This is a genomic window from Streptomyces sp. NPDC056738 (assembly GCF_042790435.1).
GTDB lineage: Bacteria > Actinomycetota > Actinomycetes > Streptomycetales > Streptomycetaceae > Streptomyces.
This window is the reverse complement of record NZ_JBHTZF010000012.1, coordinates 237,635-258,395: the sequence shown is the minus strand read 5'-3', so window position 1 is coordinate 258,395 and position 20,761 is coordinate 237,635. Positions and strand designations below refer to the sequence as shown.

The 20,761-nt window shown below is 70.5% G+C and carries 23 protein-coding genes and 1 riboswitch; of the genes, 8 read left to right on the top strand and 15 right to left on the bottom strand.

The annotated features are described in order from the left end of the window. Positions 1 to 332: 332 nt before the first annotated feature. From ACFRIC_RS29575 to ACFRIC_RS29565, 3 genes are all read right to left on the bottom strand, one after another. Positions 333 to 1,031, bottom strand: coding sequence for a transglycosylase family protein (locus ACFRIC_RS29575; protein ID WP_382791848.1), 699 nt, complete (start codon positions 1,029 to 1,031; stop codon positions 333 to 335). A gap of 4 nt (positions 1,032 to 1,035) precedes the next feature. Beyond that, positions 1,036 to 1,229: riboswitch (cyclic di-AMP (ydaO/yuaA leader) on the bottom strand. A 183-nt stretch (positions 1,230 to 1,412) separates the two neighbouring features. After that, entirely contained in the window at positions 1,413 to 2,285 is an 873-nt protein-coding gene (locus tag ACFRIC_RS29570; RefSeq protein ID WP_382791845.1) for a transglycosylase family protein, read from the bottom strand. A gap of 316 nt (positions 2,286 to 2,601) precedes the next feature. After that, complete coding sequence (locus ACFRIC_RS29565) at positions 2,602 to 3,873, bottom strand: cytochrome P450 (protein WP_382791842.1); 1,272 nt, start codon at positions 3,871 to 3,873, stop codon at positions 2,602 to 2,604. 218 nt (positions 3,874 to 4,091) lie between these two features. On the opposite strand from ACFRIC_RS29565, the gene ACFRIC_RS29560 reads away from it, so the two are divergent. Next, positions 4,092 to 5,303, top strand: coding sequence for a globin domain-containing protein (locus ACFRIC_RS29560; RefSeq protein WP_382791839.1), 1,212 nt, complete (start codon positions 4,092 to 4,094; stop codon positions 5,301 to 5,303). Positions 5,304 to 5,313: 10 nt separating this feature from the next. Here ACFRIC_RS29560 and ACFRIC_RS29555 read toward each other — a convergent pair whose 3' ends face one another. The 5 genes from ACFRIC_RS29555 to ACFRIC_RS29535 all read right to left on the bottom strand — a co-directional run bounded on the left by ACFRIC_RS29555 (position 5,314) and on the right by ACFRIC_RS29535 (position 9,423). Next, positions 5,314 to 6,300, bottom strand: a complete 987-nt coding sequence (locus ACFRIC_RS29555) for a nucleoside triphosphate pyrophosphohydrolase (RefSeq protein WP_382792086.1) — start codon at positions 6,298 to 6,300, stop codon at positions 5,314 to 5,316. 192 nt (positions 6,301 to 6,492) lie between these two features. Next, on the bottom strand, positions 6,493 to 7,152 hold the full coding sequence (locus ACFRIC_RS29550; protein WP_382791836.1) for a SurA N-terminal domain-containing protein: 660 nt from the start codon (positions 7,150 to 7,152) through the stop codon (positions 6,493 to 6,495). A 265-nt stretch (positions 7,153 to 7,417) separates the two neighbouring features. Next, positions 7,418 to 8,080, bottom strand: coding sequence for a hypothetical protein (locus ACFRIC_RS29545; protein WP_382791833.1), 663 nt, complete (start codon positions 8,078 to 8,080; stop codon positions 7,418 to 7,420). A gap of 156 nt (positions 8,081 to 8,236) precedes the next feature. Further along, positions 8,237 to 8,554 (bottom strand): hypothetical protein, encoded by a 318-nt coding sequence (locus tag ACFRIC_RS29540; RefSeq protein WP_382791831.1) that lies wholly within the window; start codon positions 8,552 to 8,554, stop codon positions 8,237 to 8,239. A gap of 41 nt (positions 8,555 to 8,595) precedes the next feature. Then, positions 8,596 to 9,423 (bottom strand): glycoside hydrolase domain-containing protein, encoded by an 828-nt coding sequence (locus tag ACFRIC_RS29535; RefSeq protein ID WP_382791828.1) that lies wholly within the window; start codon positions 9,421 to 9,423, stop codon positions 8,596 to 8,598. A gap of 420 nt (positions 9,424 to 9,843) precedes the next feature. Here ACFRIC_RS29535 and ACFRIC_RS29530 point away from each other — a divergent pair, with 420 nt between their 5' ends. Beyond that, entirely contained in the window at positions 9,844 to 10,563 is a 720-nt protein-coding gene (locus tag ACFRIC_RS29530; RefSeq protein ID WP_382791825.1) for a hypothetical protein, read from the top strand. A 92-nt stretch (positions 10,564 to 10,655) separates the two neighbouring features. Further along, a complete protein-coding gene (locus ACFRIC_RS29525; protein ID WP_382791823.1) occupies positions 10,656 to 11,033 on the top strand; it encodes a hypothetical protein in 378 nt (125 codons plus the stop codon). Positions 11,034 to 11,119: 86 nt separating this feature from the next. On the opposite strand, the gene ACFRIC_RS29520 is transcribed toward ACFRIC_RS29525, so the two are convergent. Continuing rightward, complete coding sequence (locus ACFRIC_RS29520) at positions 11,120 to 12,847, bottom strand: insulinase family protein (RefSeq protein WP_382791820.1); 1,728 nt, start codon at positions 12,845 to 12,847, stop codon at positions 11,120 to 11,122. Continuing rightward, on the bottom strand, positions 12,847 to 13,809 hold the full coding sequence (locus tag ACFRIC_RS29515) for a hypothetical protein (protein WP_382791817.1): 963 nt from the start codon (positions 13,807 to 13,809) through the stop codon (positions 12,847 to 12,849). Before ACFRIC_RS29515 ends, ACFRIC_RS29520 begins: the two co-directional genes overlap by 1 nt. A 319-nt stretch (positions 13,810 to 14,128) precedes the next feature. On the opposite strand from ACFRIC_RS29515, the gene ACFRIC_RS29510 reads away from it, so the two are divergent. Beyond that, entirely contained in the window at positions 14,129 to 14,572 is a 444-nt protein-coding gene (locus ACFRIC_RS29510; protein ID WP_382791815.1) for a hypothetical protein, read from the top strand. On the opposite strand, the gene ACFRIC_RS29505 is transcribed toward ACFRIC_RS29510, so the two are convergent. Then, the gene (locus tag ACFRIC_RS29505) at positions 14,562 to 15,047 is read right to left on the bottom strand and encodes an ATP-binding protein (RefSeq protein WP_382791812.1); all 486 of its coding nucleotides are present in this window, start codon (positions 15,045 to 15,047) and stop codon (positions 14,562 to 14,564) included. The genes ACFRIC_RS29510 and ACFRIC_RS29505 overlap by 11 nt on opposite strands. Before the next feature lie 241 nt (positions 15,048 to 15,288). On the opposite strand from ACFRIC_RS29505, the gene ACFRIC_RS29500 reads away from it, so the two are divergent. From ACFRIC_RS29500 to ACFRIC_RS29485, 4 genes are all read left to right on the top strand, one after another. Next, positions 15,289 to 16,140 carry a helix-turn-helix domain-containing protein gene (locus ACFRIC_RS29500; RefSeq protein WP_382791810.1) on the top strand — a complete coding sequence of 284 codons (852 nt, stop codon included), beginning with the start codon at positions 15,289 to 15,291 and terminating at the stop codon, positions 16,138 to 16,140. A 3-nt stretch (positions 16,141 to 16,143) separates the two neighbouring features. Then, positions 16,144 to 16,356 carry a DUF397 domain-containing protein gene (locus ACFRIC_RS29495; RefSeq protein ID WP_382791807.1) on the top strand — a complete coding sequence of 71 codons (213 nt, stop codon included), beginning with the start codon at positions 16,144 to 16,146 and terminating at the stop codon, positions 16,354 to 16,356. A 34-nt stretch (positions 16,357 to 16,390) separates the two neighbouring features. After that, the gene (locus tag ACFRIC_RS29490) at positions 16,391 to 18,256 is read left to right on the top strand and encodes a hypothetical protein (protein ID WP_382791804.1); all 1,866 of its coding nucleotides are present in this window, start codon (positions 16,391 to 16,393) and stop codon (positions 18,254 to 18,256) included. Between the two features lie 146 nt (positions 18,257 to 18,402). Further along, a complete protein-coding gene (locus ACFRIC_RS29485; RefSeq protein WP_382791801.1) occupies positions 18,403 to 18,954 on the top strand; it encodes a hypothetical protein in 552 nt (183 codons plus the stop codon). Between the two features lie 71 nt (positions 18,955 to 19,025). Here the strand turns inward: ACFRIC_RS29485 and ACFRIC_RS29480 are convergent, their stop codons facing one another. From ACFRIC_RS29480 to ACFRIC_RS29465, 4 genes are all read right to left on the bottom strand, one after another. After that, the gene (locus ACFRIC_RS29480) at positions 19,026 to 19,460 is read right to left on the bottom strand and encodes an Imm1 family immunity protein (RefSeq protein WP_382791798.1); all 435 of its coding nucleotides are present in this window, start codon (positions 19,458 to 19,460) and stop codon (positions 19,026 to 19,028) included. A 151-nt stretch (positions 19,461 to 19,611) separates the two neighbouring features. After that, positions 19,612 to 19,893, bottom strand: coding sequence for a hypothetical protein (locus tag ACFRIC_RS29475; RefSeq protein WP_382791796.1), 282 nt, complete (start codon positions 19,891 to 19,893; stop codon positions 19,612 to 19,614). 42 nt (positions 19,894 to 19,935) lie between these two features. Then, the gene (locus tag ACFRIC_RS29470) at positions 19,936 to 20,211 is read right to left on the bottom strand and encodes a hypothetical protein (protein ID WP_382792108.1); all 276 of its coding nucleotides are present in this window, start codon (positions 20,209 to 20,211) and stop codon (positions 19,936 to 19,938) included. Beyond that, positions 20,187 to 20,630 carry an Imm1 family immunity protein gene (locus ACFRIC_RS29465; protein WP_382792084.1) on the bottom strand — a complete coding sequence of 148 codons (444 nt, stop codon included), beginning with the start codon at positions 20,628 to 20,630 and terminating at the stop codon, positions 20,187 to 20,189. The genes ACFRIC_RS29470 and ACFRIC_RS29465 overlap by 25 nt, the downstream gene beginning before the upstream one ends. Positions 20,631 to 20,761 lie beyond the last annotated feature (131 nt).

Sequence of the window (20,761 nt, the reverse complement as noted above, 5' to 3'; positions counted from 1 at the left end):
GGATGTGACGCGGGTACGCGGGGCTCAGCAGTCCCGCGGGATGAGCCTAACCGGCTCAGGGGGATCGGCCGGCGATCGACCACCCCTTGAGCGGACTGAGCCTACATATTGTTCCTGAACGGAACAAAAAAAGAAATGAAAAACCCCGCTCCGGCGCGTGCGGGGGAACACGCGCCGGAGCGGGGAGCCCGTGGGGACGGGGAACCTCGGCGGGTCTCCGGTGCGTGCGAAGACCCCACGAGGGGCTGTTGCCTGCCGGGTGTCGCGGCGCGGTGCCGGAATCACCGCCGCCCTCCGCCGAAAGCGGCCGGTGGACCGGCGTGCCGCGCTGCTCAGCTCAGGTGGAGCTGCTGGCCCGGGTAGATGAAGTCGGCGTCGGCGACGATGTCCTTGTTCAGCTTGAACAGCTTCTGCCAGCCGCCCTTGACGTGCTTCTTCTCGGCGATCGAGCTGAGGGTGTCACCCTTGACGACCTTGTACTCGCCGTCGCCCTTCTTGACCTTCTTGCCGGTCGGGGTGGTGACGGTCTTCTGGGCGGCGGGGCGCTCCGAGGAACGGGAGGCGGGCTGCTCCGTCGTCCGGGTGGCCGGGGCGCTCTGCGAGCTGCCGGCCGAGGAGGAGGTGGACGGGGCCGCCGGGGCCGAGCCGCCACCGTACGGGGTGCTCGACAGGCCGGTGCCGCAGGTGGGCCAGGCGCCCTTGCCCTGCGCGGCGAGGACCTTCTCGCCGATGGTGATCTGCTGGGACTTCGAGGCCTGGTCGGCGGTCGAGGCGTAGGCGGTGCCGCCGTACGCGGCCCAGGTGGAGGACGAGAACTGCAGGCCGCCGTAGTAGCCGTTGCCGGTGTTGATCGACCAGTTGCCGCCGGACTCGCACTGGGCGACGGCGTCCCACTCGGAGGTGGTGGCCGCGGAGGCGTTGCCGGCCGCCATCAGCGGGGCGGCGATGGCGACGCCGGTGACACCGGCGAGCGTGGCGACACGGGTGGCCTTGTTCGGGCGGCGGTGCTTGCCCTTGCTGGAGAACAGCATGGAGAGATCCCCTCACCGACGCCTGCGAGGTGAGCTGTCGGGTTCGGGCCGAATGAGTTGCCCGGCCGCATGCCCTCGGTCCTGTCTCCAGGACGTCCGGCACGCGGCTTCACCCCAAGCCGTTCCCGGGTGTCTCTCGACTCCCGGACCCGGCACTTACCTTGGGTCCCCCGCTCCTGCCGACGGCGCATGACGCGACGACTGTTCCCGTACGGCCGTTGGCAGGATTCGGCGTTGCGACCGTCGGGGCCCGCTGTGGCGAGCGGTGACGACCGTAAGCAGTCGATTGCCGGAATTTCAAAGACGATCAGGGCTTCTGAGACCCATCTCTCACTTGCGCCAAATAGGACATTCCACAGCGAACCGTGACGCGAACTCCCGCTACTTCTGCACCGTTTCGGCCGTGTCCGCGATGCTTCGACCAGGGACGACGAGGCCCGGACCGCTGTCGGCCGGCGCCGCGTCCACGGTGGGCAGATCGCCCCATCCGCCTTCGAGGCCAAGGGCGTCGGAAACAGTCCAGAGGTTCCCGATGACCTCTGCGACGTACTCGGTGTCGGGGGCGTCGGCCTCGGGGCTCGCGGCATGACGCCCCGTGGACCCGTCGGTGCGGCTGTCGGCCGTGCTCTCCGCGGCACCCCCGGCACGGTGCCGCCCGGTGCCGGCGCTCGCCGAGGCGGACGGGGCCGAAGAGGCTTCCTTATGTCCCGACTTGGCCGATTTGTCGCTCTTGTCGGCCGTCGCGTCGGCGCCGTCGGAGCTCTGCGAGGCGCTGGGCGTGGCGGAGCTGTCGTCCGTGCCGGAGGAGTCGGTCGAACCGGACGAATCACTCGAAGGGGACGAGCTGGGCGACGTCGCCAGACCGGACGAGATGTACGAACCCGAGTCGTTGCCGGTGCTCGACGAGTCGCCGGCCACGCCCGTGTCGACGCTGACCCCGGCGGAGGTCTTGCTGAGACCCGAGAGCGGCCCGCACGTCGGCCAGGCCGCGAGGCCCGAGTCGGCGAGCACCTTCTCGGCGACGGCTATCTGCTGCGAGCGGCTGGCCTGGTCGGCCGTCGGGGCGTACTCGAGGCCGCCGTGGGCCTCCCAGTTGTCCTGGTCGAGCTGGAGGCCGCCGTAGTAGCCGTTGCCTTCATCGGCGCTCCACGCGCCACCGCTCTCGCACTGTGCCACCCGGTCCCAGGTGGTCCCGTCGGCCGCGTTCGCGCTCGCCGCGGCGAGCAGGGGGATGACGATCGCGGATCCGGTCACCCCTGCGGCGACGATGAGAGCCGGGGCCTGGCGAGGGCGACGGTGACGGCCGTTCCCGGAGAGCATGCGAGAGCCTTTCGAGCGACAACGGGGAGCACGGCGACTCCTGCTGAACGAGTGGCGCAGGTGCCGCGTTGTTGATGGGTGAAGGTAGTCGCACTCGAACGCTGGTTACAAGTCGATGCAGTACTGATCACGTGAAGATCACGGATTTGACGGAGCGTCATGTTCCGGTGGCCCCAGAGGCCTTGTTCCGGTATGCGGAATCACCGCTTCGGCACGACCGCCGAAGGGTCGCCGTTGCACCGATCGCGTCCTATTTGACCGGGGTGAACTCCACCGGAAGCGTGCGCAATCCGCGCATAATGAGCCCTCCGCGCCAGCGCAAATCGGCCGAATCTCCGGCGAGTTGGATGTCGGGAAGGCGGCTGAGGAGCGTACCGATGGCGGTCTGCCCCTCCAGTCGGGCGAGCGGCGCGCCCAGGCAGTAGTGGATGCCGTGGCCGTAGCCCAAGTGCTGAAGGTCACGTCGTGACAGATCGAGCGTGTCGGGCTGTTCGAAGCGTTCGGGGTCGCGGTCGGCCGCCGCGAGCACCACGAGCACGGGGTCGCCGGCCGCGATGTCCTGCCCGCCGATCCGCACGTCCTCGGTCGCGAACCGCCACGTGGCCAGTTCGACGGGCCCGTCGAAGCGCAGGAGTTCCTCGACGCCGGTCTCCAGCAGTCCGCTCTCCCCGGCCGCGAGGGAGGCCTGCAGCCGCTCCCGCTGCCCGGGGTGGGTGAGCAGGGCGTGCATCCCGTTCCCGATGAGGTTGACCGTGGTCTCGAACCCGGCGAACAGCAGGATGAAGGCCATGGCGGCGGCCTCGTTCTCGGTGAGGTGCTCGCCGTGGTCGGAGGCGCGGATGAGACCGGAGATGAGGTCCTCGCCGGGCTCGGGCTCCACGGTCAGGGCCTCGCGCTTGCGGTGGATGAGCTCGGCGAGATACCCGCGCATCTTCTTCACCGACCGGGCCACCCCGCCCCTCGGCCCGCCGCCGTGCCGGATCATCATGCCCGCCCAGTCCCGGAAGTCGTCCTGGTCCTCGCGCGGGACGCCGAGCAGGTCGCAGATGGCGTAGATGGGGAGCGGGAAGGCGAACTCGTGGATGAGGTCCGCGGAACCCCCGGCCGCGAACCCGTCGATGAGCTGATCCGTCAACTCCTGCACCCGCGGCGCGAACTCGGCCACGCGCCGGGGCGTGAAGGCCTTGCTGACGAGCTTCCGCAGCCGGGTGTGGTCCGGCGGGTCGATGTTCAGCAGATGCGTCATCAGCTCGGCCTTGCGCTCCCCGGGGATCCCGGTCCGGCCCTTCGCGTGCGCGGGCTCGTCGTGGTGCGCGGGGTTCTTGGACAGCCGCTGGTCGGCGAGCGTCTGCCGGGCGTCGGCGTACCGCGTGACGAGCCAGGCCTCCACCCCGCTGGGCAGCCGCGTGCGGTGCACGGGCGCGTTCTCCCTGAGCCAGGCGTAGGCCGGGTAGGGGTCGGTGGCGAACTCCCAGGTGAAGAGTTCGGGGGCGGCGCTGGCGGAGGCTTCGTGCTCGGTCACTCCTCGACGGTATCCGCACCGCACCGGAAGCCCCGGCCCACCGGGGTCGCCCGAGCCGGCACCGCCCGGCCACCGGGTCCGCGGGAGACGGCGGCCACCGGGCCGGTCCCGGCCGTCGGGCGGCGCCCGACCAAGGCGGCTCCGCCCGGTTCGCACCGGACCGTCCTGACATGCGCTGCTGTTTGACCCCGGCGGTCGGCGTCTCCCTACTTTCTGCCGTGGACCCCGAAATTCTCAGATCCAGCTTCGCGGTCGTGGAACGACGGGCCGAGTTCGCGGTCAAGTACTTCTACTCGCACCTCTTCCGCCACAACCCGCAGCTCCGCGCGCTGTTCCCGGCGGACCTCGCCCAGGACATGGAACGGCAGCGGGACCGGCTCTTCGCTGCGCTCACCTTCGTCATGGACAAGCTGGAGGATCCGGAACTGCCCCGGTACTTACGGAGCCTCGGCCGCGACCACCGCAAGTACCTGACCCGGCCCGAGCACTACGGGGCCGTGGGGGAGAGCCTGCTCGCCGCGTTCGCGGTCGTCTCCGGCTCGGCCTGGAACGCCGAGGCGGAGAAGGCCTGGACCGCCGCGTACGGATCGATCGCCCGGAGCATGCTGGAGGGCGCCTGGGAGGCCCGGCACCACGGCGAGCCGCTCTGGTGGGACGCGGAGGTCGTCTCCCGCACCCGGCACGGCGACGACCTCGTCGTGCTCACCCTGCTGCCGCGGCAACGCCTCACCTACTCCCCCGGCCAGTACGTCAGCGTCAGCGTGCCCCACCTCCCCCGTGTCTGGCGCCCCTACTCCCTCGCGAACGCGCCCCGCGCCGACCGCACCGTCGACCTTCACGTCAGCCTGGTCGAGGACGGCGTGCTCTCCACCGCCCTCGTCCGGCGGACCCGGGTCGGCGACGGCCTGCGGCTGGGCCCGCCCGGCGGCGGCCTCACCCTGCGGACCCCGGCCGACCGGCCCCTCACCCTGATCGCGGCCGGCACCGGCTGGGCACCGGTGAAGGCCCTGCTGGAACAGCTCGAACCCGCCCACGAGGCCCGTCTGTTCCTCGTGGCCCGCGACATCGCGCACCTCTACGACCGGCCCGCCGTCGAACGCCTGCGGGCCTCGCTCCCCGGGCTCACCGTCACCTGCATCACCCCCGCGCCCGGTCGCCCCAAGGCCCAGGCGACCGAACGGCTGCTCACCGCGCTGGGCAACCGGGCGGGCTGGAACAGACACGACGTCTACGTCGCCGGTCCGCCCGACCTCGTCGAGGAGGTCGGCGACGTACTCCCCCTTCTGGGGACACCGGCCGAGCGGGTCTTCCACGACCCGCTCCCGCCGACCGGCGAGAGCCGTCCCCGTCCGGTGGGCGCGGCCCAGTGGCTCCTGGACCGCCCACCGGCCGCCTGGCACAACCCCGCGGACCGCACCCTCGGCCCCTGACCCGACTCCCTCAGTCCCGCCCGCCCTTCTCCTCCGCCCCGCGGATCGCGTCGCGGTACGTGCGGGCCGCCGCGCGCAGGGCGGCCTCGGGGTCGACGCCCTCGGACTCGGCCCGGACGGCCATCGCCAGCAGTTCGTACCCCACGCCCTCGCCCGAGGGCAGCGGAACGTCCAGCCCCGCCGTACGCGCCCGGGACGACAGCTTGGCCGACAGGGCCAGGCCCGGCTGACCGAGCGGCACGCCCTCGGTGACGGAGGTGCGCCGCTTCTCCTCGGCCTTGGTGCGCAGCCAGTGCTCCTTGACCTCCTCGGGCGTCGTGGCCGTCTCGTCACCGAACACATGGGGGTGCCGGTGGATCAGCTTGGCGACGATCCCGCCGGCCACGTCGTCGATGGAGAACGGGGCGTCCGCGTCGTCCTCGGCGATCCGGGAGTGGAACACGACCTGGAGCAGGACGTCACCGAGCTCCTCGCGCAGCTCGTCCCGGTCCCCCTCCTCGATGGCCTCGACGAGTTCGTACGCCTCCTCCAGCCCGTACTTCGCGAGACCCTCGTGCGTCTGCCGGGACGACCAGGGGCACTCCGCGCGGATGCGGTCCATCACCTGGACGAGATCGAGCAGGCGCGCGCCCGGCAGGTCGTACGAGGCGGGCAGCAGTTCCAGGTCCGGCATGCGTATGCGGCCGGACCCCGCGAGACGGGCCAGACCGTCGGTGAGCCGGGGTTCGCCCTCCCCCGTGGCCACGACGACCACCGTGCGGCCGCCGGCACACGCGTCGACCAGCTCCCGCGCGCTCGGGGCCTCCTCGTCGACCCCGACCCCCGCCTCGCGCAGATACGGCACCTGCGGGTGCGCGCCGTCCGAGCACAGCACCCGGTCCGCGCCGTGCAGCGCCTGCCAGGCGGGCCAGGAGAGCAGGCCGGGCGCGACCCGGTGGCTGGTGGTGAGCAGGACGATGCGGCCGGGGTCGGCGGCGCTCGCGCCGTCGGCGGCCATCTCGGCCGCGGTCACGTCGCCCGAGGTCGCACCGGCCGCGGCGGCGTCGGCCACGGTCCCCTCGCCGCCCTGAGCGGCCCCCGTCGGTTCACTGGTTGCGTTCACCCCTCGAACGTAACCCACGCCGCCGACACCCCCGGAGTTGTCCACAGGGCCCGGGGAGGCGGCCGATCCTCAGGCCCGCGCGTCGGGTTACGCGGGCTGCGGGGTCGCGGTCGCGGTCACCTCGCGCACCCACGGCGTCTTCGCGTCGACACGGCTGCTCTTCTGGACGTCCCAGGTGCCGTAGCGCGGGTTCAGGTCGACGTGGAGTTCCTTGGACGCGCCGGACATCGCCTTCCAGAAGGCGGCCTTGCCGTCGGTGGTGTTCATGTCGGCACCGAGCGCGGCGGCGAGCTTGCGCGCCTCGATCTCGGTACGCAGGCTGTCGTCGAGACGCTCGGGCGCCACGCCGTAGTTCGACAGCCAGGCCGTCTCCAGCGCCTTCGGGCCGCCCGCCTGCTGTTCGAGGGCCGCCCGCATCTCCTGCGAGTCCTTGCGGGTCACCTTCACACCGGCGTTCTTCGCCGCCCGGTCCAGCACCCGGTCCAGCACCATGCTGTGCAGCGTGTCACGGGTGAGGGTGCCGGTGCTCGCGACGACCTGCGCGTACTGGGCGTCGTCCTTGCTGGCGGCCCGCTGCGCCGAGCGCACCTCGTCCACCCGGTCCTGCAACTGGGCGACGGTGATCCGGCTGTCGCCGACGACGGCCGCCGCACCCGGATGGGCATCGCTGCCGCACGCGGTGAGCAGAGGGGCCGCGGCGACGATCGCGGCGGAGAGGACGAGCGCGGTGCGACGGCGGCGGTGCAAGGAAGCCTCCCGAGGAGATTGTGCGACGGTGCACAAAGTCTTGCGGTGATCGATGGTAGGCAGTGGCCCGCCTCTCGGCCAGCCATTCGACCAACGATTCACGACGACTTCAGGCACCGCCGAAGGTTCCCCGCCTCCCGGAACGCCCAGGGTCCGCCCGTACGGGTGACCGCGGCGGCCCCGGCGCGACCTCCCGGAGGTCCCGGCGAAGCGGGGGACACCCGAACGGCACCGCCCAGGGCGCCCGGACCGTATCCCCGGCCGACTAGTCCCGCGCGTTCACCTCACGCTCGACGACCCGGGCGACCTCCGCGCGCAGTCCGTCGCCCGTGTGCGCCACGGTGACGTTCGCGGGGTTCTTGGTGCCGCCCTTGCCGTCGGCGGTGGAACCGGCCTGGCCGCCCACGAGCACGAAGCCGACCTTCCTGTACTGCGGAGCGGCCTGCCCGGCCGCCGTGGCCTCGGGCTTTCCGGCCGCGACCACCACGTCGCAGGACCGCTGGAGCAGGCCGTTGAGATAGGGCCGCGCGTTGGCCGCGGACTGCTCACCCGTCACCGGGACGTAGCTCACGCGCGCGTGTGTCGTGAGGGACGCGTCCTGCATACCCTGCCAGACCTCGGCCGCGGTGGTCCCTGCGGTGATGCCGTCCTTGCCCGTCAGCAGACAGGCGTCGACGTCCGTGTAGTGCCGGGCCCTGGTGTCGGGCAGTCGCTGCTCGGAGTCGCCCCGGGAGAGGAGGTACCAGGTGACGGTGACCGCGACGGCGGCGATCACGGCACCCGCCGCGAGGACGGTCCTCCTGCCACCCGGCACACGCGACCGCAGGAGTACGGTCCGCGCTCCGGCGGCGAGCCGCGTCCTCCAGTCGGTGCCGGCCCCGGTCCTGGCCCGCTGCGCCGCCGACACCTGTCTGACCCGCTTCGCCACGTCGTCGTTCCCGTACTTTCGTCGTGCTGTCCACCGATACGCCCATGGTGACGGGTGATTCCGGTGGCTGGTTCTGGTGGTCGGCGGATCCGATGACCCGGCGCCTTGGAGCCGGGGCACCCTCGCCATCGAGTGTGCCCTGACCGCCTGGGCGGTCTAACGCCCGGACCGCCGGGGCCAGGCCGTCCAGGCGTGCAGGGCCGCACCGGCCATCGACGCCCCGACCAGCAGCACGTCGTCGACGAACTGCAGCCCGTGCGTGGTCTCGGGGGTGAGCGAGAGCTGCATGATCCAGGCCACCAGCACCGCGCAGAACGCCCCGAAGGCGGCCCAGTTCGCGCGCGTGCCTCTGCGCAGGGCGATCAGGAGGGAGGGAACAGGACACAGAAGTCCCATGCTGACGACGGGAATCGCCGCCAGTCCGGCACGGGCGACGGACGGACCGACCAGTGCCGGCAGTCTCTCGACTCTCATGTCCTGCTCCTCCTCGGTGTCTCTCTGAACGGTCGCCTGCGTCAGCCGGTGATGGCGACGGGCGCGTCCCAGGCGTCGCGGTCCACGGTGATCGTGACGCCGCCGATGGTCTCCTTGCTGTTCACCATGTACTGGTGCGCACGGCTGTGGTCGGTGAACTGGGTCGCGCCCCAAGGCCAGTCGCTGGTGGTGGTGTTCGTCTTGTCCCACAGGGCGTACCAGAGGTTGCCCGGCAGGTCCGTCTTGTCGGTCGCGGTCGCGATGGCCTTGGCGCTGGAGCTGGTGAAGCCGTAGTACCCGGAGCGGTACGTCTTGGCGCGCAGTGCCTTGTCGAAGGAGCGCACGTAGGTGAGCACGGCGTCGTTGCACGCCTTGTTCGTGATGTCGTACGACTCCATGTCGAGGTAGACCGGGCTGCCGGCCTTCATGCCGAGCGCGGAGGCCTTGGCGACCGCGTCCGCTCCGTCGGCCGCGCCGAGCGAGGCCGCGGTCGCGGCGGTGATCTTCTCGGGGCTGGTCCCGGTCTGGCAGGACGGCTGGGCGCCGACGTACAGCGGGATGAGCTTCCAGCCCAGCGTGCTGACCGACTTCACCCAGGACGCGGTGAGGTTGGGCTGGCTGCACCCGCGGTTCTTGCCACCGATGTAGACGGCCGCGGCACCGTAGAAGCCGGTGTGCCAGGCCTTCATCGCGGTGAGCGAGGGCGCGGCGCAGGTGTCGAAGGCGCGGCCCGTGTACGTCTTCTGGGCGGGCCAGACGGTCGCCGCCATCGACGCCTGTGCCGCGATCCCGGCGCCGGCGACCACGGCAGCACCTGCCGTCGCCCACGCGATGTAGCGGCCCTTCTTGGACATCCGATGGCTGGACATTCCCACCCCATTCATGACATGAACATCACAGCGCCCGGAACATGGGCGTCCGTGAGATCCAGGACAACAAGAAAGCAATCGATCACACAAACAGATGAGCCCCAGATGCGGCGCCCTCATCCGGTCCGCCCGCGCGGGGCGCCGACCCCCGGCGCCGGGAGCGGATCGCACCGTAACCGATGCCGCCCATCGTCTCGGGAAACCCCGGACCTTGTGCACCACAAGATTCGCTCAAAGGTCGGCAAAGACGGCCGAGTTCACGGCTCTCGGAGCCGCCGACCAGCTCCTTTGCCCAGACTTGATGCGAACACGCCTATGTGTTTGCTGTGCACCCATAGAGTCCGCTCGGGCCGAAAGCGCCCTCCCCGGACGGCACTCGACTCGTCCGGACCCTCACGACGAAGGACAACGAAGATCCCGATGCGTCATCCCTCCCTCGCGGCCAGGACTCTGCTCGCCGCGACCGTGCTTCCGCTCGCCCTGACGGCCTGCGCGTCCGCGACCGGCACCTCGTCCTCGTCCGCCACCGCACCCAAGCCGTCCAAGGACCCCGACGCCGGTCTGCTGACCGGAGCGCAGCTCAAGAAGGCGCTGGCACCCGCTTCCTTCTTCGCCTCCGGCTTCGCCGTCGACCCGAAGGGCGCCCGGGACTCGGGCACCACCTACGCCGAGCCGAGCTCCTCCCCCGCGGCGAAGCCCGACTGCACCCTCCTCGGCGGCACGAGCTGGATAGCGGTCACCGGCGACTCGGGCGTCTCCTTCGCCCAGGACGACTACGTCAGCAAGAACACGTCCGAGGACATCGCCCAGGAGGTCGACACCTTCCGCGGCACGACCGCGGCGAAGGTGATGACGGACCTGAAGAAGGCCGTCGCCGCCTGCGCGTCCTACACCGACGCGGACACGCACACCAAGGTGAAGGTCGGCGGAGCCGACACCCCCGGTCTCGGTGACGCGGCGTACACGATCACGCTGACCAACAGCGCCTGGCAGAACGGGTCGACGCTGATCGCCGCGCGGTCCGGAACGGACGTCGTCACGGTGCTGTCCACGGACGGACACGACAACGGCGCGGCCACGGCGAAGAAGCTGACCGCCCGGATCGTGACCTCCCTGAAGGCCGAACACGCGCACGTGTGACCCGCCGGATGGGACCATGACGCCCCCGAGCGGTTTTCCTCGGGAGCCCGGGGATGCTCTCGGGGGGTACATGGGGTCATCGGGGGTGTGTGATGGACAAGCGCCTGGAAGCGGGCTGGTTCCAGCGGGTGGCATGGTCGGTCCTGGCGGTCGCGTCGCTGGGGATGCTGGCGTGGGTGCCGTTCCTGTACGTGGGGATCCGCCGGGGGCGGCCCTCCGACTGGGGGCTCTTCGCGTCGTTCGTGCTGTACGAGGTGGTGACGCTCACCTGGAACGTCACCGTCCACTCCGACCAGGGCGACCCCGTCCTCGGGGCGACCGCGATAGCCGCCATGGCGGTCGGCGTGTGGCTCCTGCTGTTCCCGGTGTTCGACAAGCCCACACCGCGCTCCGCCATGGCCGGCGCGGGCCAGATGCACGGCGGCCCCTGGCAGACCGCCCAGCCGCCCGGGAACCCGTACCTGCGCTGACACCCGCGCGGGCGACGGCGGCACCCGGCGACGCGTCGGGGCCCGGCATGCACATGCAATGCCGCGGCCCCGGCGCGTCGGCTCGTTCAGCCCTTCCGGGTACGGCGCTTGATCCTGACGGCGGGCCAGGCCAGCAGCCCTCCGACGCACCACAGGAAAACGGTGAGCGCGGCCCACGCCCCGAAGCTGGTCTCCGGGTCGGCGAGGCCGAACACGGTGTACATCAGGGCCAGCAGGGACCAGAGTCCGGCGAGGGTCCCGAAGAGGACGAGGACGGCGGTCTGGCCGATGGTCCGCCGAGGTCCGGCCGCTCCCTGCCGACCGGAGGCGGAGCCGGAGTCCCGGCCCTGCGCCTCACGCTCCGGGGCCGGGCGTTCGGGCCGCCGCTGCCGGGGCGGAAGCTGCACCGCCGTGCCCGCGGGCACCGCCGCGTCGATCGTCGCCATGGTGTGCGCGTCGACCCCGTAGTCCCCCGGCTCCACCTCCACACAGATCCCGTCGGTGCCGATGAGCCGGCGTCCGCCGTCGGGGAAGCTCAGCACGGCCGCGCAGGAACGGTAGAGCACGGTGACGGCGTCGCCGCCCGCCGTCAGGCTGACCCCTTCGCCGCCGACGACCAGGGCCGGCCCGTCCTTGCGCACGGACGGGAACCGTTTGCCCGTGACGGCGTACGACGAACTGGTCGGAGCGGCCGTGTAACCGGCCCAGTCGGCCGTGTGCCCCGAGGGCGCCTGGAGCAGCGCCGTCCCGGCCGCCTCCAGTGCGACGGCGTGCACGTGCTGCGGAGTCACCGCCCACAGTTCGCCGCGCAGTTCGTCGAGGGTGGGCGGCCGCCGGTGGGCGAGCAGGTCCTCCGCCGCGCCGGGCAGCCGTCGTACGGCGGCGTCGGGCGCGGTGAGCGAGGCGTCGGCGCGTCCGCGGATCGCGTCGAGGTCGGCCGCCGCGATCCGGCCGGCCTGGAGTCCGGCGAGGACGTCGACGAACCCGCCGAGGACCGCGTCCTGCTTGGCGGGCAGGGCGTCGGCGAAGGCGGTGACGGTCGCGAAGCCGTCCCGGCGGGAGGTGTGGTCGGCGGCCGCCGTGTACGAGTAGCCGCCCTCCTGACGCAGCGAGCGGGACAGTTCGCGCTCCAGGACGCCCGCGTACATCCGGGCCGCGGTGGTGTCGGTGACGACGGCGTCGAGCAGGACTCCGCCCTGGCCGTCGGAGAAGTAGGCGGGAGCGGTGGGCAGGGCGGAGGTGACGCGGGGCATCGGACGGCGCTCGCCGTCGGGCAGCTTGAGCGAGAGCCCGGCGGGCAGCCGTTCACCGGCGACCCACAGCACGGCGTTGTCCCGGGTGAACCAGGTCTCCGCCCAGCGTCGTACGTCCTCGGGCCGCGCCTGCCGTACACCCCACTCGGGATAGCTGCTGAGCCCGTACCCCTGGGCCCCGTACCGCCACAGCGGGAGCTGGCCCGGCTCGCGCCGCGCCTCCTCGGTGCGCAGGATTTCCTTCTCGGTCTCCAGCCGCTCCATGGGCAGATCGAGGAGGGAGGCGCACACGCCGTGGAGGTAGGTGACGACCTCGTGCTCGACGCCCTCCACGTGGAAGTGGGTGAACGCGGCCTTGGTCGCCCCGTTGAAGTGGTAGTCGGCCAGGCCCTGGCGGTGCAGGGCCAGATGCTCGACGAGGTGGGTGATGCCGGCACCGGCGAGCGTCTCGTCGGCGACGCCGACGCGGAAGACGAGTCCGGCGCGCATCGGCCCGGCGGCGTACGCGAAGAGGGTCGGTATGCCGTCGATCTCGGTGTGGTGGATGACCTGGCTCATCATCAGCCTCTTCCTGCGCGCCCGAGGGCGGCGGCGCGGTGCCGTACGAACTGCTCCCTGGCGTTGCCGAGATAGCCCCACGGGTACTCGGAGGCCAGGTTGCCGAGCGCGCGGAAGTGCGGGGCGGCGCGGGCGGTGTCCCCGGCCAGCGAGAAGAAGGCGGCGAACTCGCCCTGCACGGTGACCCAGCCGTACGCCGGCCGGTGGTTCGGATGCAGGACGGACCGCTCGGCGGCCTCGACGACTTCGGCGTGGACGTCCGGCCTGCGCACGTACTCGGCGCGGGCGTTGCCGCTGGAGGGCAGATCGAGCCAGTGCTCCACGTGCGCCTCGGCCACCAGACCGCCGTTCAGCGCCCCTTCGGGCGAGCTGAGCAGGCACTCGCGGGCGAACCCGTGCGCGGCCTCCCAGGTTCCGCCCCACTTCGGGCAGAGCTGCTGGAGGAGGCGGGCCTGTCCGGTGAAGTGGTGCGGGTGGTGGGCGGCCAGCCGGTCGTATCTGCGCCGGGCCTCGTTCTGCCCGAGCTGAAGTCCCCTGGCCGTGTTCAGGCGCTCGGCCCAGGCCGCGTGAAAGGTCGGATCGAGGGCCGTCGCCCTGATCAGGGCCTGTTCGCCCACCCGCAGGTGTTCGTGCATCTGCCGGAACTGCTCCCTGCTGACCTGATCGGCCCGCGCCGCCGTCCGGATCTCCCAGCCGATCGCGACCTCGCGGCTTCCGAGCATCGTCAGGGCGAGCACGTCGTCGGGGGCGGCCGCGACGACGTCCCGCAGGAAGTCCTCGACACCGGGCAGCTCGGCGACAACGCGGATCAGGACGGCCCGGTCGGTCTCGTAGGGCAGTCCGTCGAAGTAGGTCCGGATCGCCGCCCAGTCCCGTGCGCCGGCGACCTGCCGCAGCCATCCGGCCTCGGGGTAGGCGGAGGCGAGCTCGAAGTCGGGGGGCGGGAGGGACGCGTCGGTCGGCATGGAGCGGATGTTAGGGGGAGGATCTGACGCGATTTCCACGGAGGTAAGGGGAGCCTGTGGGGACACAAGAGCCCAAACAGCGCATACGGAAACCGTTTTGACTCCCTCCTGAACGATCTTGACTTGCTCATGACTCGAACTTGAGTTCGCCATAGGACAAGTGACCGTTCACCTTGTCCTTGGCTTGAAAGACTCCCCCGTCAAGCACAGGGAGTCGGGCGAGGGCCGACGGACGGGGGGTCGAGGGCGGCCACGACGGCGACCTGCGCGACCGAACCCGACGCCTCGCTCGTCCCCACCCCGCATCAGGAGCTCATCCATGGCCATCAGCGCCCGCCGCGACAGACAACTGCTGGAGACCGCGGCCCCCTTGCTGCTCCCGGGCGAGCAGGTCGAACTCACCAGCCTCGCCTCCATCGGCACGGTCTCGGTGCGCAAGCAGGCCCTCACCACGATCGTGGTCGCGGTGCTCACCCTTGGCATGGTGATGGCGACGGTCCGGCCGCGTGCGGCCTACGTCGTCCTGACGAACCAGCGGATCCTGTTCTTCGACGCCAACCAGGGCGGCAAGCCGGGCAAGCTGCTGATGAACATGGCCCGCCCGTACGTCACCGCGACCGCGGCGAAGAAGGCGTTCCTCGGCCTGAAGACGGTCACCCACCTGAGCGTCGAGGGCCAGGAGGGCACGCTCAAGGTCGACTTCCCGGTCCAGACCCGCGCCGACGGGCGCGTGTTCGCCGGGGCGCTGCCGGTCACCCGCTGACACCCGCTGGGGCTGCCGCGGGCGGCGGCCCCAGCTCGCACCACAGCAGCTTCCCGCTCGTGCCGAACAGGTCGTCGCCGAGCGGGTGGCCGCCCCAGGCGTCCGCGTAATGGGATACGAGGAAGAGCCCGCGCCCGCCGTCCGCCTCGGCCGGCACGGAGCCGAGCACGCCGTGCCGCTTGTCGAACGGGGGCGGGATGTGCGGGTCGGCGTCCCAGACGCTGATCCGCAGCCGGCTCCCGCCGAGGGCGCGGAGCCGGAGCGTCGCGGGCCCGCCGGAGTGCCGGTAGGCGTTGGTGACGAGCTCCGAGGCGAGCAGTTCGGCGGCGTCGACGATGCCGGACATCCCGTGCCCGCGGAGAACCGTCCTGAGGGTGACCCGGGCGACGCGGGGCGCGAGCGGATCGTACGGAAGCTGGAGGGCGTACGCCCAAGAGGGGGACGCATCGGACTTCTGCGGGGATACGGTGACCATGAACGCCTCCTGCGGTGGGGGTATTCGGGTTCGCTCCACCGGTCCGGCCGGGCGGTGGCATGTCGCGCGAGTACCTGGGCGCGGTGCGCTTCCGGCTTATGGGCGGGGGGAGTTGAGCGACGTGGACTCCATGACCGTAGAGCCAGAAGTGATAGAGCTACTACCTCCACCGTGATAATCCTGGCGTATTCACTCATGTGAGGGACCGCAGCCGAATCGTCGTCCGACGAGAGGAACGTCAGTGCCGCCCACCAACACCCCGACCCTGCGGCAACGGCGTCTCGGCATCGAACTGCGCAAGCTCCGCGAGCACGCCGGACTCACCTCGACCCGGGCTGCAGGCACCCTGGGCCTTCAGCAGGCGCGGCTCAGCATGATCGAGGCCGGCCGCTACCCCGTGAGCGCCGACCGCGTACACGCCATCGCACGGGCTTACGACTGCGCCGACGAATCGCTGCTCGACGCGCTGACGGCGATGACCGGGCGACGCACCCGCGGATGGTGGGACGAGTACCGCGACCATCTCCCTGCCGATCTGGTCGACCTGGCCGAACTGGAGCACCACTCCTCGCAACTGAGGGTGTCCCTGGCCATCCACATTCCGGCGCTGCTCCAGACTCCGGACCACACCCGGGCCATGCTGCGGGAAGCCGTTCCCGCCTTCCGCCCCCATGAGATCGAACACCGGCTCTCTCACCGCATCAAGCGCCAGACCGTCCTGCACCGCACCGACCCCCCGCCGTACACCGCGCTGCTCCACGAGGCGGCCCTGCACATCCAGTACGGCGGACCCGCCACCGCCAGGGACCAGTTGACCCATCTCCTCGAACTCGGCGAGGAGGAGCACATCACCCTCCGCGTGATTCCCTACGCCTGCGGCGGCTTCCCCGGAAACGGGCAGTCGATCAACTACGTACACGGCGTCGACCCTCACCTCGACACGGTGCAGCTCGACACCCACCACGGCTGCGACTTTCTGGACGCACAAGCCCAGTTGACGAAGTACCGAACTATCCTCGACCGCATGGAAGCCGTCGCGCTCAAGCCCGCGCCCACGCGCGACCTCGTCAACGACATTATCCGGAGCCTGTGAGCGGTGCCCTCCATAACCCCGTACACCTGGCAGAAGTCAACGTTCAGCCCTGACGGATCAGACTGCGTCTACCTCGCGACCACCCCCAGCGGAACGATCCTGCTCCGTGAGAGCGACGAACCGGAGACCGTCCTCGCCACCGGGCCACGCCAGCTCGGTGCGCTGATAGCCGCCCTTCGCGACCAGCCCCCGGGCGTTGTCACAGGGGGTCGGTAGGGTCGGCGCAGCTGATCAGTCGAGGAGCGTGCGCATGAGATCTCCGGCCGAGCTGGACGACGTCCCGTGGTCCGAACTGGACCACGCCTACGGCCCCGCCGAGGACGTGCCGGAGCTGATCAGGGCGCTCTACGGTCACGATGAGGAGGCCGCCGACGAGGCGGTCTACGAGCTGTACGGCAACATCCACCACCAGGGCACGATCTACGAGGCCTCGGCCCCGGCGGTCCCCTTCCTCGCGCACGCCGCACTGCACGCGCCGCGCAAGCGCGAGGACCTGCTGATGCTGCTGGCCGTCCTCGCCGACCACGACACCGCCGCCGTCGAGCTGCCGCACTGGCCCCGCAGCCACAGCGCCGCGATCTGCGGAGAACTCTGCGCGGTGCTGCCGGAGTTGCTTCCGTGCCTGATGGACCCCGAGCGCGGGGTACGCCGGGCGGCGCTCCGGACGGTCGCCGCCGTGGCCGACGTGCTGCCGGACGAGCAACGGGCTCCGGCCATCGAGCAGGTCGAGGCGCTGTACGCAGACGACCCCGTCCCGGCGGTACGGGCGGACGCGCTGGTGGTCCTGGACCGGTTCGACCGGGCGCCGGCGGCCCTGGACAGCCCGCTGCCGGAAGTACGGCTCGCCGCCGCCCAGTTGGCCCTGGAACGGTCCGGACCGCCGTACGCTCCGGAACTCGTGGAGATCCTCACCGAGGACGGCGCCGAGCCGGACCCCGGGGAGGACGACTTCCCCTGGTCGGACACCACCACCCAGGAGCAGCGGCTCACCGACCTGCTCGCCCAGGACCCGGACGCGGGCCTCACCGTGGCCGCGGGCTGGATCGACGCCGGGGACATCGGCTCGCGCGGTTCCTGGCTGGCGGAAGGGATCGCCGCGAGCTGGCGTGACAAGGAGCGCGAGGTCCTGAGCCTGTCGCTGGCCGCCCTCCCCCACGCCAAGGACACCGCCGCCCTCCGCACCCGCTTCCGCGTGATCGGCCACTGGATCGACCTCCTGCCCGAGCCGGACGCCGGCCTGCGGGACGCGCTCCACCGCTACGCCGGCGCCGACGACGAGACCGCCGAACCGGCGCTCCTCGCCCTGACGCACTCCCGCGACCCCCGCGCCCTGGACCTGGTGACCGAGCGCCCCACCGCCCGGCTGCTCGAAGCGGCGGCGGCGCGCTTCCCGGAGGCGGCCGACCGACTGATACCCGTGATACGCCGAGAGCTGGCCGCGGGCGCCACCGGCAACGACGGCATCGCCCTCATCCGGGCACTGGACGCGTTCGGCGCCGAGGCCCGCGCGGCCCAGCCCGAGCTGATCGACTGCCTCAGGACCCGCCGCGCGGCCATCGTGGCCGCGCGGCGACTCGGCGCCGACGCGGTGAGCACACCGGAGCTCACCGACCTGCTGCTGGAGGCCACGCGGAGCACGGACGCCTCCCTGAGGGCTGCGGCTGCCGTGGCCCACCACCGCCTGACCGGCGACCCCGAAACGGCACTCCGCGCCTACGAGGAACTGCTCTCCTCCGGGGGCCAGTCCCACTGGTACCTGAGCGGCCTGGAGCCGATGGGCGCTGCCGCCGCTCCGCTGCTCCCCCGTATCGAGTCGCTGCTGGAGTCCGGCCACGACTGGACGCGCAAGGCGGCCGCCGAGGCCCACCACTGGATCACCGGCTCCCCGGACCGCGCGGTCCCCGTCCTGGCCGACCTGGCCGGCACGAGCCCGGTAGGCCTCAGCGCCCTCAAGTCCCTCGCGACGACGGGCCGTTCTCCGGCCGAACTCCACCCGTCCCTCGACGCCTACGCCTCATCACCGAAGCGCCTCCTCACCGACACCCCCTTCTCGGGCCAGGGCCACCCGGACGAAGAGCTCCGCACCGTCGCCCGACTGCTGCTCACGATGGGCTGACCGGGTCCGGCGGGGCGCCCGGGGCCGATGTGCGGGGCCTGGCGGCCGTCCGTGCGCAGCTCGAACACACCCTCGACCATGGGAACACCCCGTAACAGCTCCGCTACACAGACACACCACGGCGGCACGGCCGCGAGCATCTGCCCATGCACAGAACCACCTCTGCCACCGCAGCGTCGGCCGTAGCGCCCGTCGTCGCCCTTCTGACGATCCTGACCCTCCTGACCTCGTGCGGCAACGCGCCCGCCGACCCCCGGGCGGACGCGCACGAACCGGCGAGGGCGAGCACGCGCACGAACGCCCGTCCCGCCACCGCGAGCACGGCGTTCCGGGCCATGTCCGCGCAGGTCCGGACGGCGACCCTCACCGGGACCGTCACGGCGGAGAACGACCCCAACCACCTGCTGGGCCGCCCGGGCGAGTACACGTCCAAGGTCACGTTCTCGGACAGTTGGGTGCAGGCGTCCCAGGTGACCGGCGCGGAGCCGGGAGCCGTCGAACGCGGCGGCGCGATCGAGGCGTTCGCGAATCCGTCGGACGCGAAGGCACGCGCGGACTACATCCGCACCGTCACCAAGTCCTCCCCGGCCCTGGCCGAGTACGACTACGTCCACGGCTCGGTCCTGGTACGCGTCTCCCGCTACCTCACCCCGAAGCAGGCGGCGGCATACGAAACGGCCGCGGCGGAACTGGACTGAGGGCCAAGCGTTTCGCGCGCCGCAGGGCCGAACGCGAGGCCCTCCACAACGAGGGCCTCGCCGGCCGACAACTAGAACTCTTCCTCTTTCCATTCAATGCACGTCGGAATCCGGCCGCCATTTTCGAGAAATTCCTTCAACCCCCGGCGGACGAGTTCGAGAGAGATTTCCGAGCCGGGCACAAACTCTCTCACATGACCGAGAAGCATATATTCAAGAATTCCGCGATCGATCGACCCCTTCGACACATGGTTGACATCTTCGACGAAGGTCAACGCACCCATCTGGACGACTCTGTCGACTCCGACCGAGAACTCGTGATCGTAATATCCTGACGGCAGCGTAGGGCGGTCGAGCGAATAGACAACTGCACAGTTCCGATCATACGGCCCGTTCAACAGACACTCGACGAAGGAATCCACGTCATCCGCACTCCGAAGAACATCGACAGTGCGCCGATCGCGCGTGGACGCAAATTGCACCTGGATCCCTTTGACCTTTTTCACCCAACACCTCCAAAACGCCGAATCGCCACCCCGCCCGCGCCTGGCAGAGCGAACCACGCGTCGGAAGCCCCGCGTCACTCACTAGCGCCAGAGGAGGCCCGCCCAGGGCCCTCGTGACCTCTCAGCTCGCGGCAACCGCCATCGATGTCAATCAGTCGCCGATGAACCACAAGAACCGATGCGGTGAACCGAGTGCCAGGGCGCACAACTCTCTGAGCCGCTGGAGGAATTCCTCGGAGTCCTCCAGCGGATACTGCTCAAGCTCGACAAGCAAACGCCTCACCTGCAAGTAGTTGAATACGGTGTCCCCATAGGGATCGATGGATGCCAACATCGGAAGGGACTGCGCATCGACGCCCAGAAGTACCGGATTGAAGTGAGGTGAAACTGGCGCTTGCCCCAGGACCTCACCTTTCGCGTTTCGCACCTTCACACTTATCATCTGCGCTACTCACTGGCTCCTGAGAGTCGTCAATCACCGGAATTTACCTTCGACTTCACACGCCTTTGCTACGGCATCGCTTCCCAGGTCTTCCTCGTCTTCCGGCCAGACCTCTCGGAACAGCACGTCGGCACACCAACCGCCTGCGCCTTCAAAGACGTTGAACCGGATTCCTTCAGCTTCCCAGTGCCGACTGTACGGCGGCGCAATCGATCCCGCGGCCGCCCAGCCCAGGTCGAGCATCGCCTCGTTATCTCCTGGCCTCATCGAGATCACACCGAGGTTCACCGGCCAGTCGTGGACCCCCAAGGGTCATCCTCTACACCCTCATCAGCAATCTCAAAGGGTTTCCATTCAATGCAATCAGGAACACTTCCTCCGGAGTGCAGGAACTCCTTGAGCGCCTCCCGAACGAGAACGATTGGAATCTCAGAATCATCCGGGAACTCAGTCCAATGCCCGGCGACATGGTAAGCGACACCGCTGCCGGAACCAGGGTTGCCCGCAGAGGCGACGTGCCCAACCTCGGGTGCCGTCAGAGCTAGTGCACCTGCATTGGCATTCCTACTGACCCCGACATATAGCCCGTGGTCCGGAAATTCTGCCGAAACTCGCGACCGAGCCCTTGACAGGATATGCGCTGCGTCGTGGAGTGCCGGCCCCGTCAACAAGGCGTCAACGAGACGATCCACGTCTCCCGACGTAGAGAGGAGAACGGGGTCCTGCATATCAGTGCGCCGATAGCGCGCCTCCAGCCGGATATCGGCCACCATTGCATGTACCCCTTCCCCTTCACCTCAGGTCGACATCGACATCATCCAACCTGAGAGATCCCACCCTCGACCCGGTCCGCCGGGCC

Excerpts from the sequence above, each read along its gene's own strand:
- ACFRIC_RS29505 (WP_382791812.1), bottom strand. The coding sequence starts at position 15,047 with ATGGTCACCGTATCCCCGCAGAAGTCCGATGCGTCCCCCTCTTGGGCG.
- ACFRIC_RS29515 (WP_382791817.1), bottom strand. The coding sequence starts at position 13,809 with ATGCCGACCGACGCGTCCCTCCCGCCCCCCGACTTCGAGCTCGCCTCC.
- ACFRIC_RS29540 (WP_382791831.1), bottom strand. The coding sequence starts at position 8,554 with ATGAGAGTCGAGAGACTGCCGGCACTGGTCGGTCCGTCCGTCGCCCGT.
- ACFRIC_RS29535 (WP_382791828.1), bottom strand. The coding sequence starts at position 9,423 with ATGTCCAGCCATCGGATGTCCAAGAAGGGCCGCTACATCGCGTGGGCG.
- ACFRIC_RS29510 (WP_382791815.1), top strand. The coding sequence starts at position 14,129 with ATGGCCATCAGCGCCCGCCGCGACAGACAACTGCTGGAGACCGCGGCC.
- ACFRIC_RS29555 (WP_382792086.1), bottom strand. The coding sequence starts at position 6,300 with ATGGCCGCCGACGGCGCGAGCGCCGCCGACCCCGGCCGCATCGTCCTG.
- ACFRIC_RS29530 (WP_382791825.1), top strand. The coding sequence starts at position 9,844 with ATGCGTCATCCCTCCCTCGCGGCCAGGACTCTGCTCGCCGCGACCGTG.
- ACFRIC_RS29520 (WP_382791820.1), bottom strand. The coding sequence starts at position 12,847 with ATGATGAGCCAGGTCATCCACCACACCGAGATCGACGGCATACCGACC.
- ACFRIC_RS29525 (WP_382791823.1), top strand. The coding sequence starts at position 10,656 with ATGGACAAGCGCCTGGAAGCGGGCTGGTTCCAGCGGGTGGCATGGTCG.
- ACFRIC_RS29575 (WP_382791848.1), bottom strand. The coding sequence starts at position 1,031 with ATGCTGTTCTCCAGCAAGGGCAAGCACCGCCGCCCGAACAAGGCCACC.
- ACFRIC_RS29485 (WP_382791801.1), top strand. The coding sequence starts at position 18,403 with ATGCACAGAACCACCTCTGCCACCGCAGCGTCGGCCGTAGCGCCCGTC.
- ACFRIC_RS29465 (WP_382792084.1), bottom strand. The coding sequence starts at position 20,630 with ATGCAGGACCCCGTTCTCCTCTCTACGTCGGGAGACGTGGATCGTCTC.
- ACFRIC_RS29490 (WP_382791804.1), top strand. The coding sequence starts at position 16,391 with ATGAGATCTCCGGCCGAGCTGGACGACGTCCCGTGGTCCGAACTGGAC.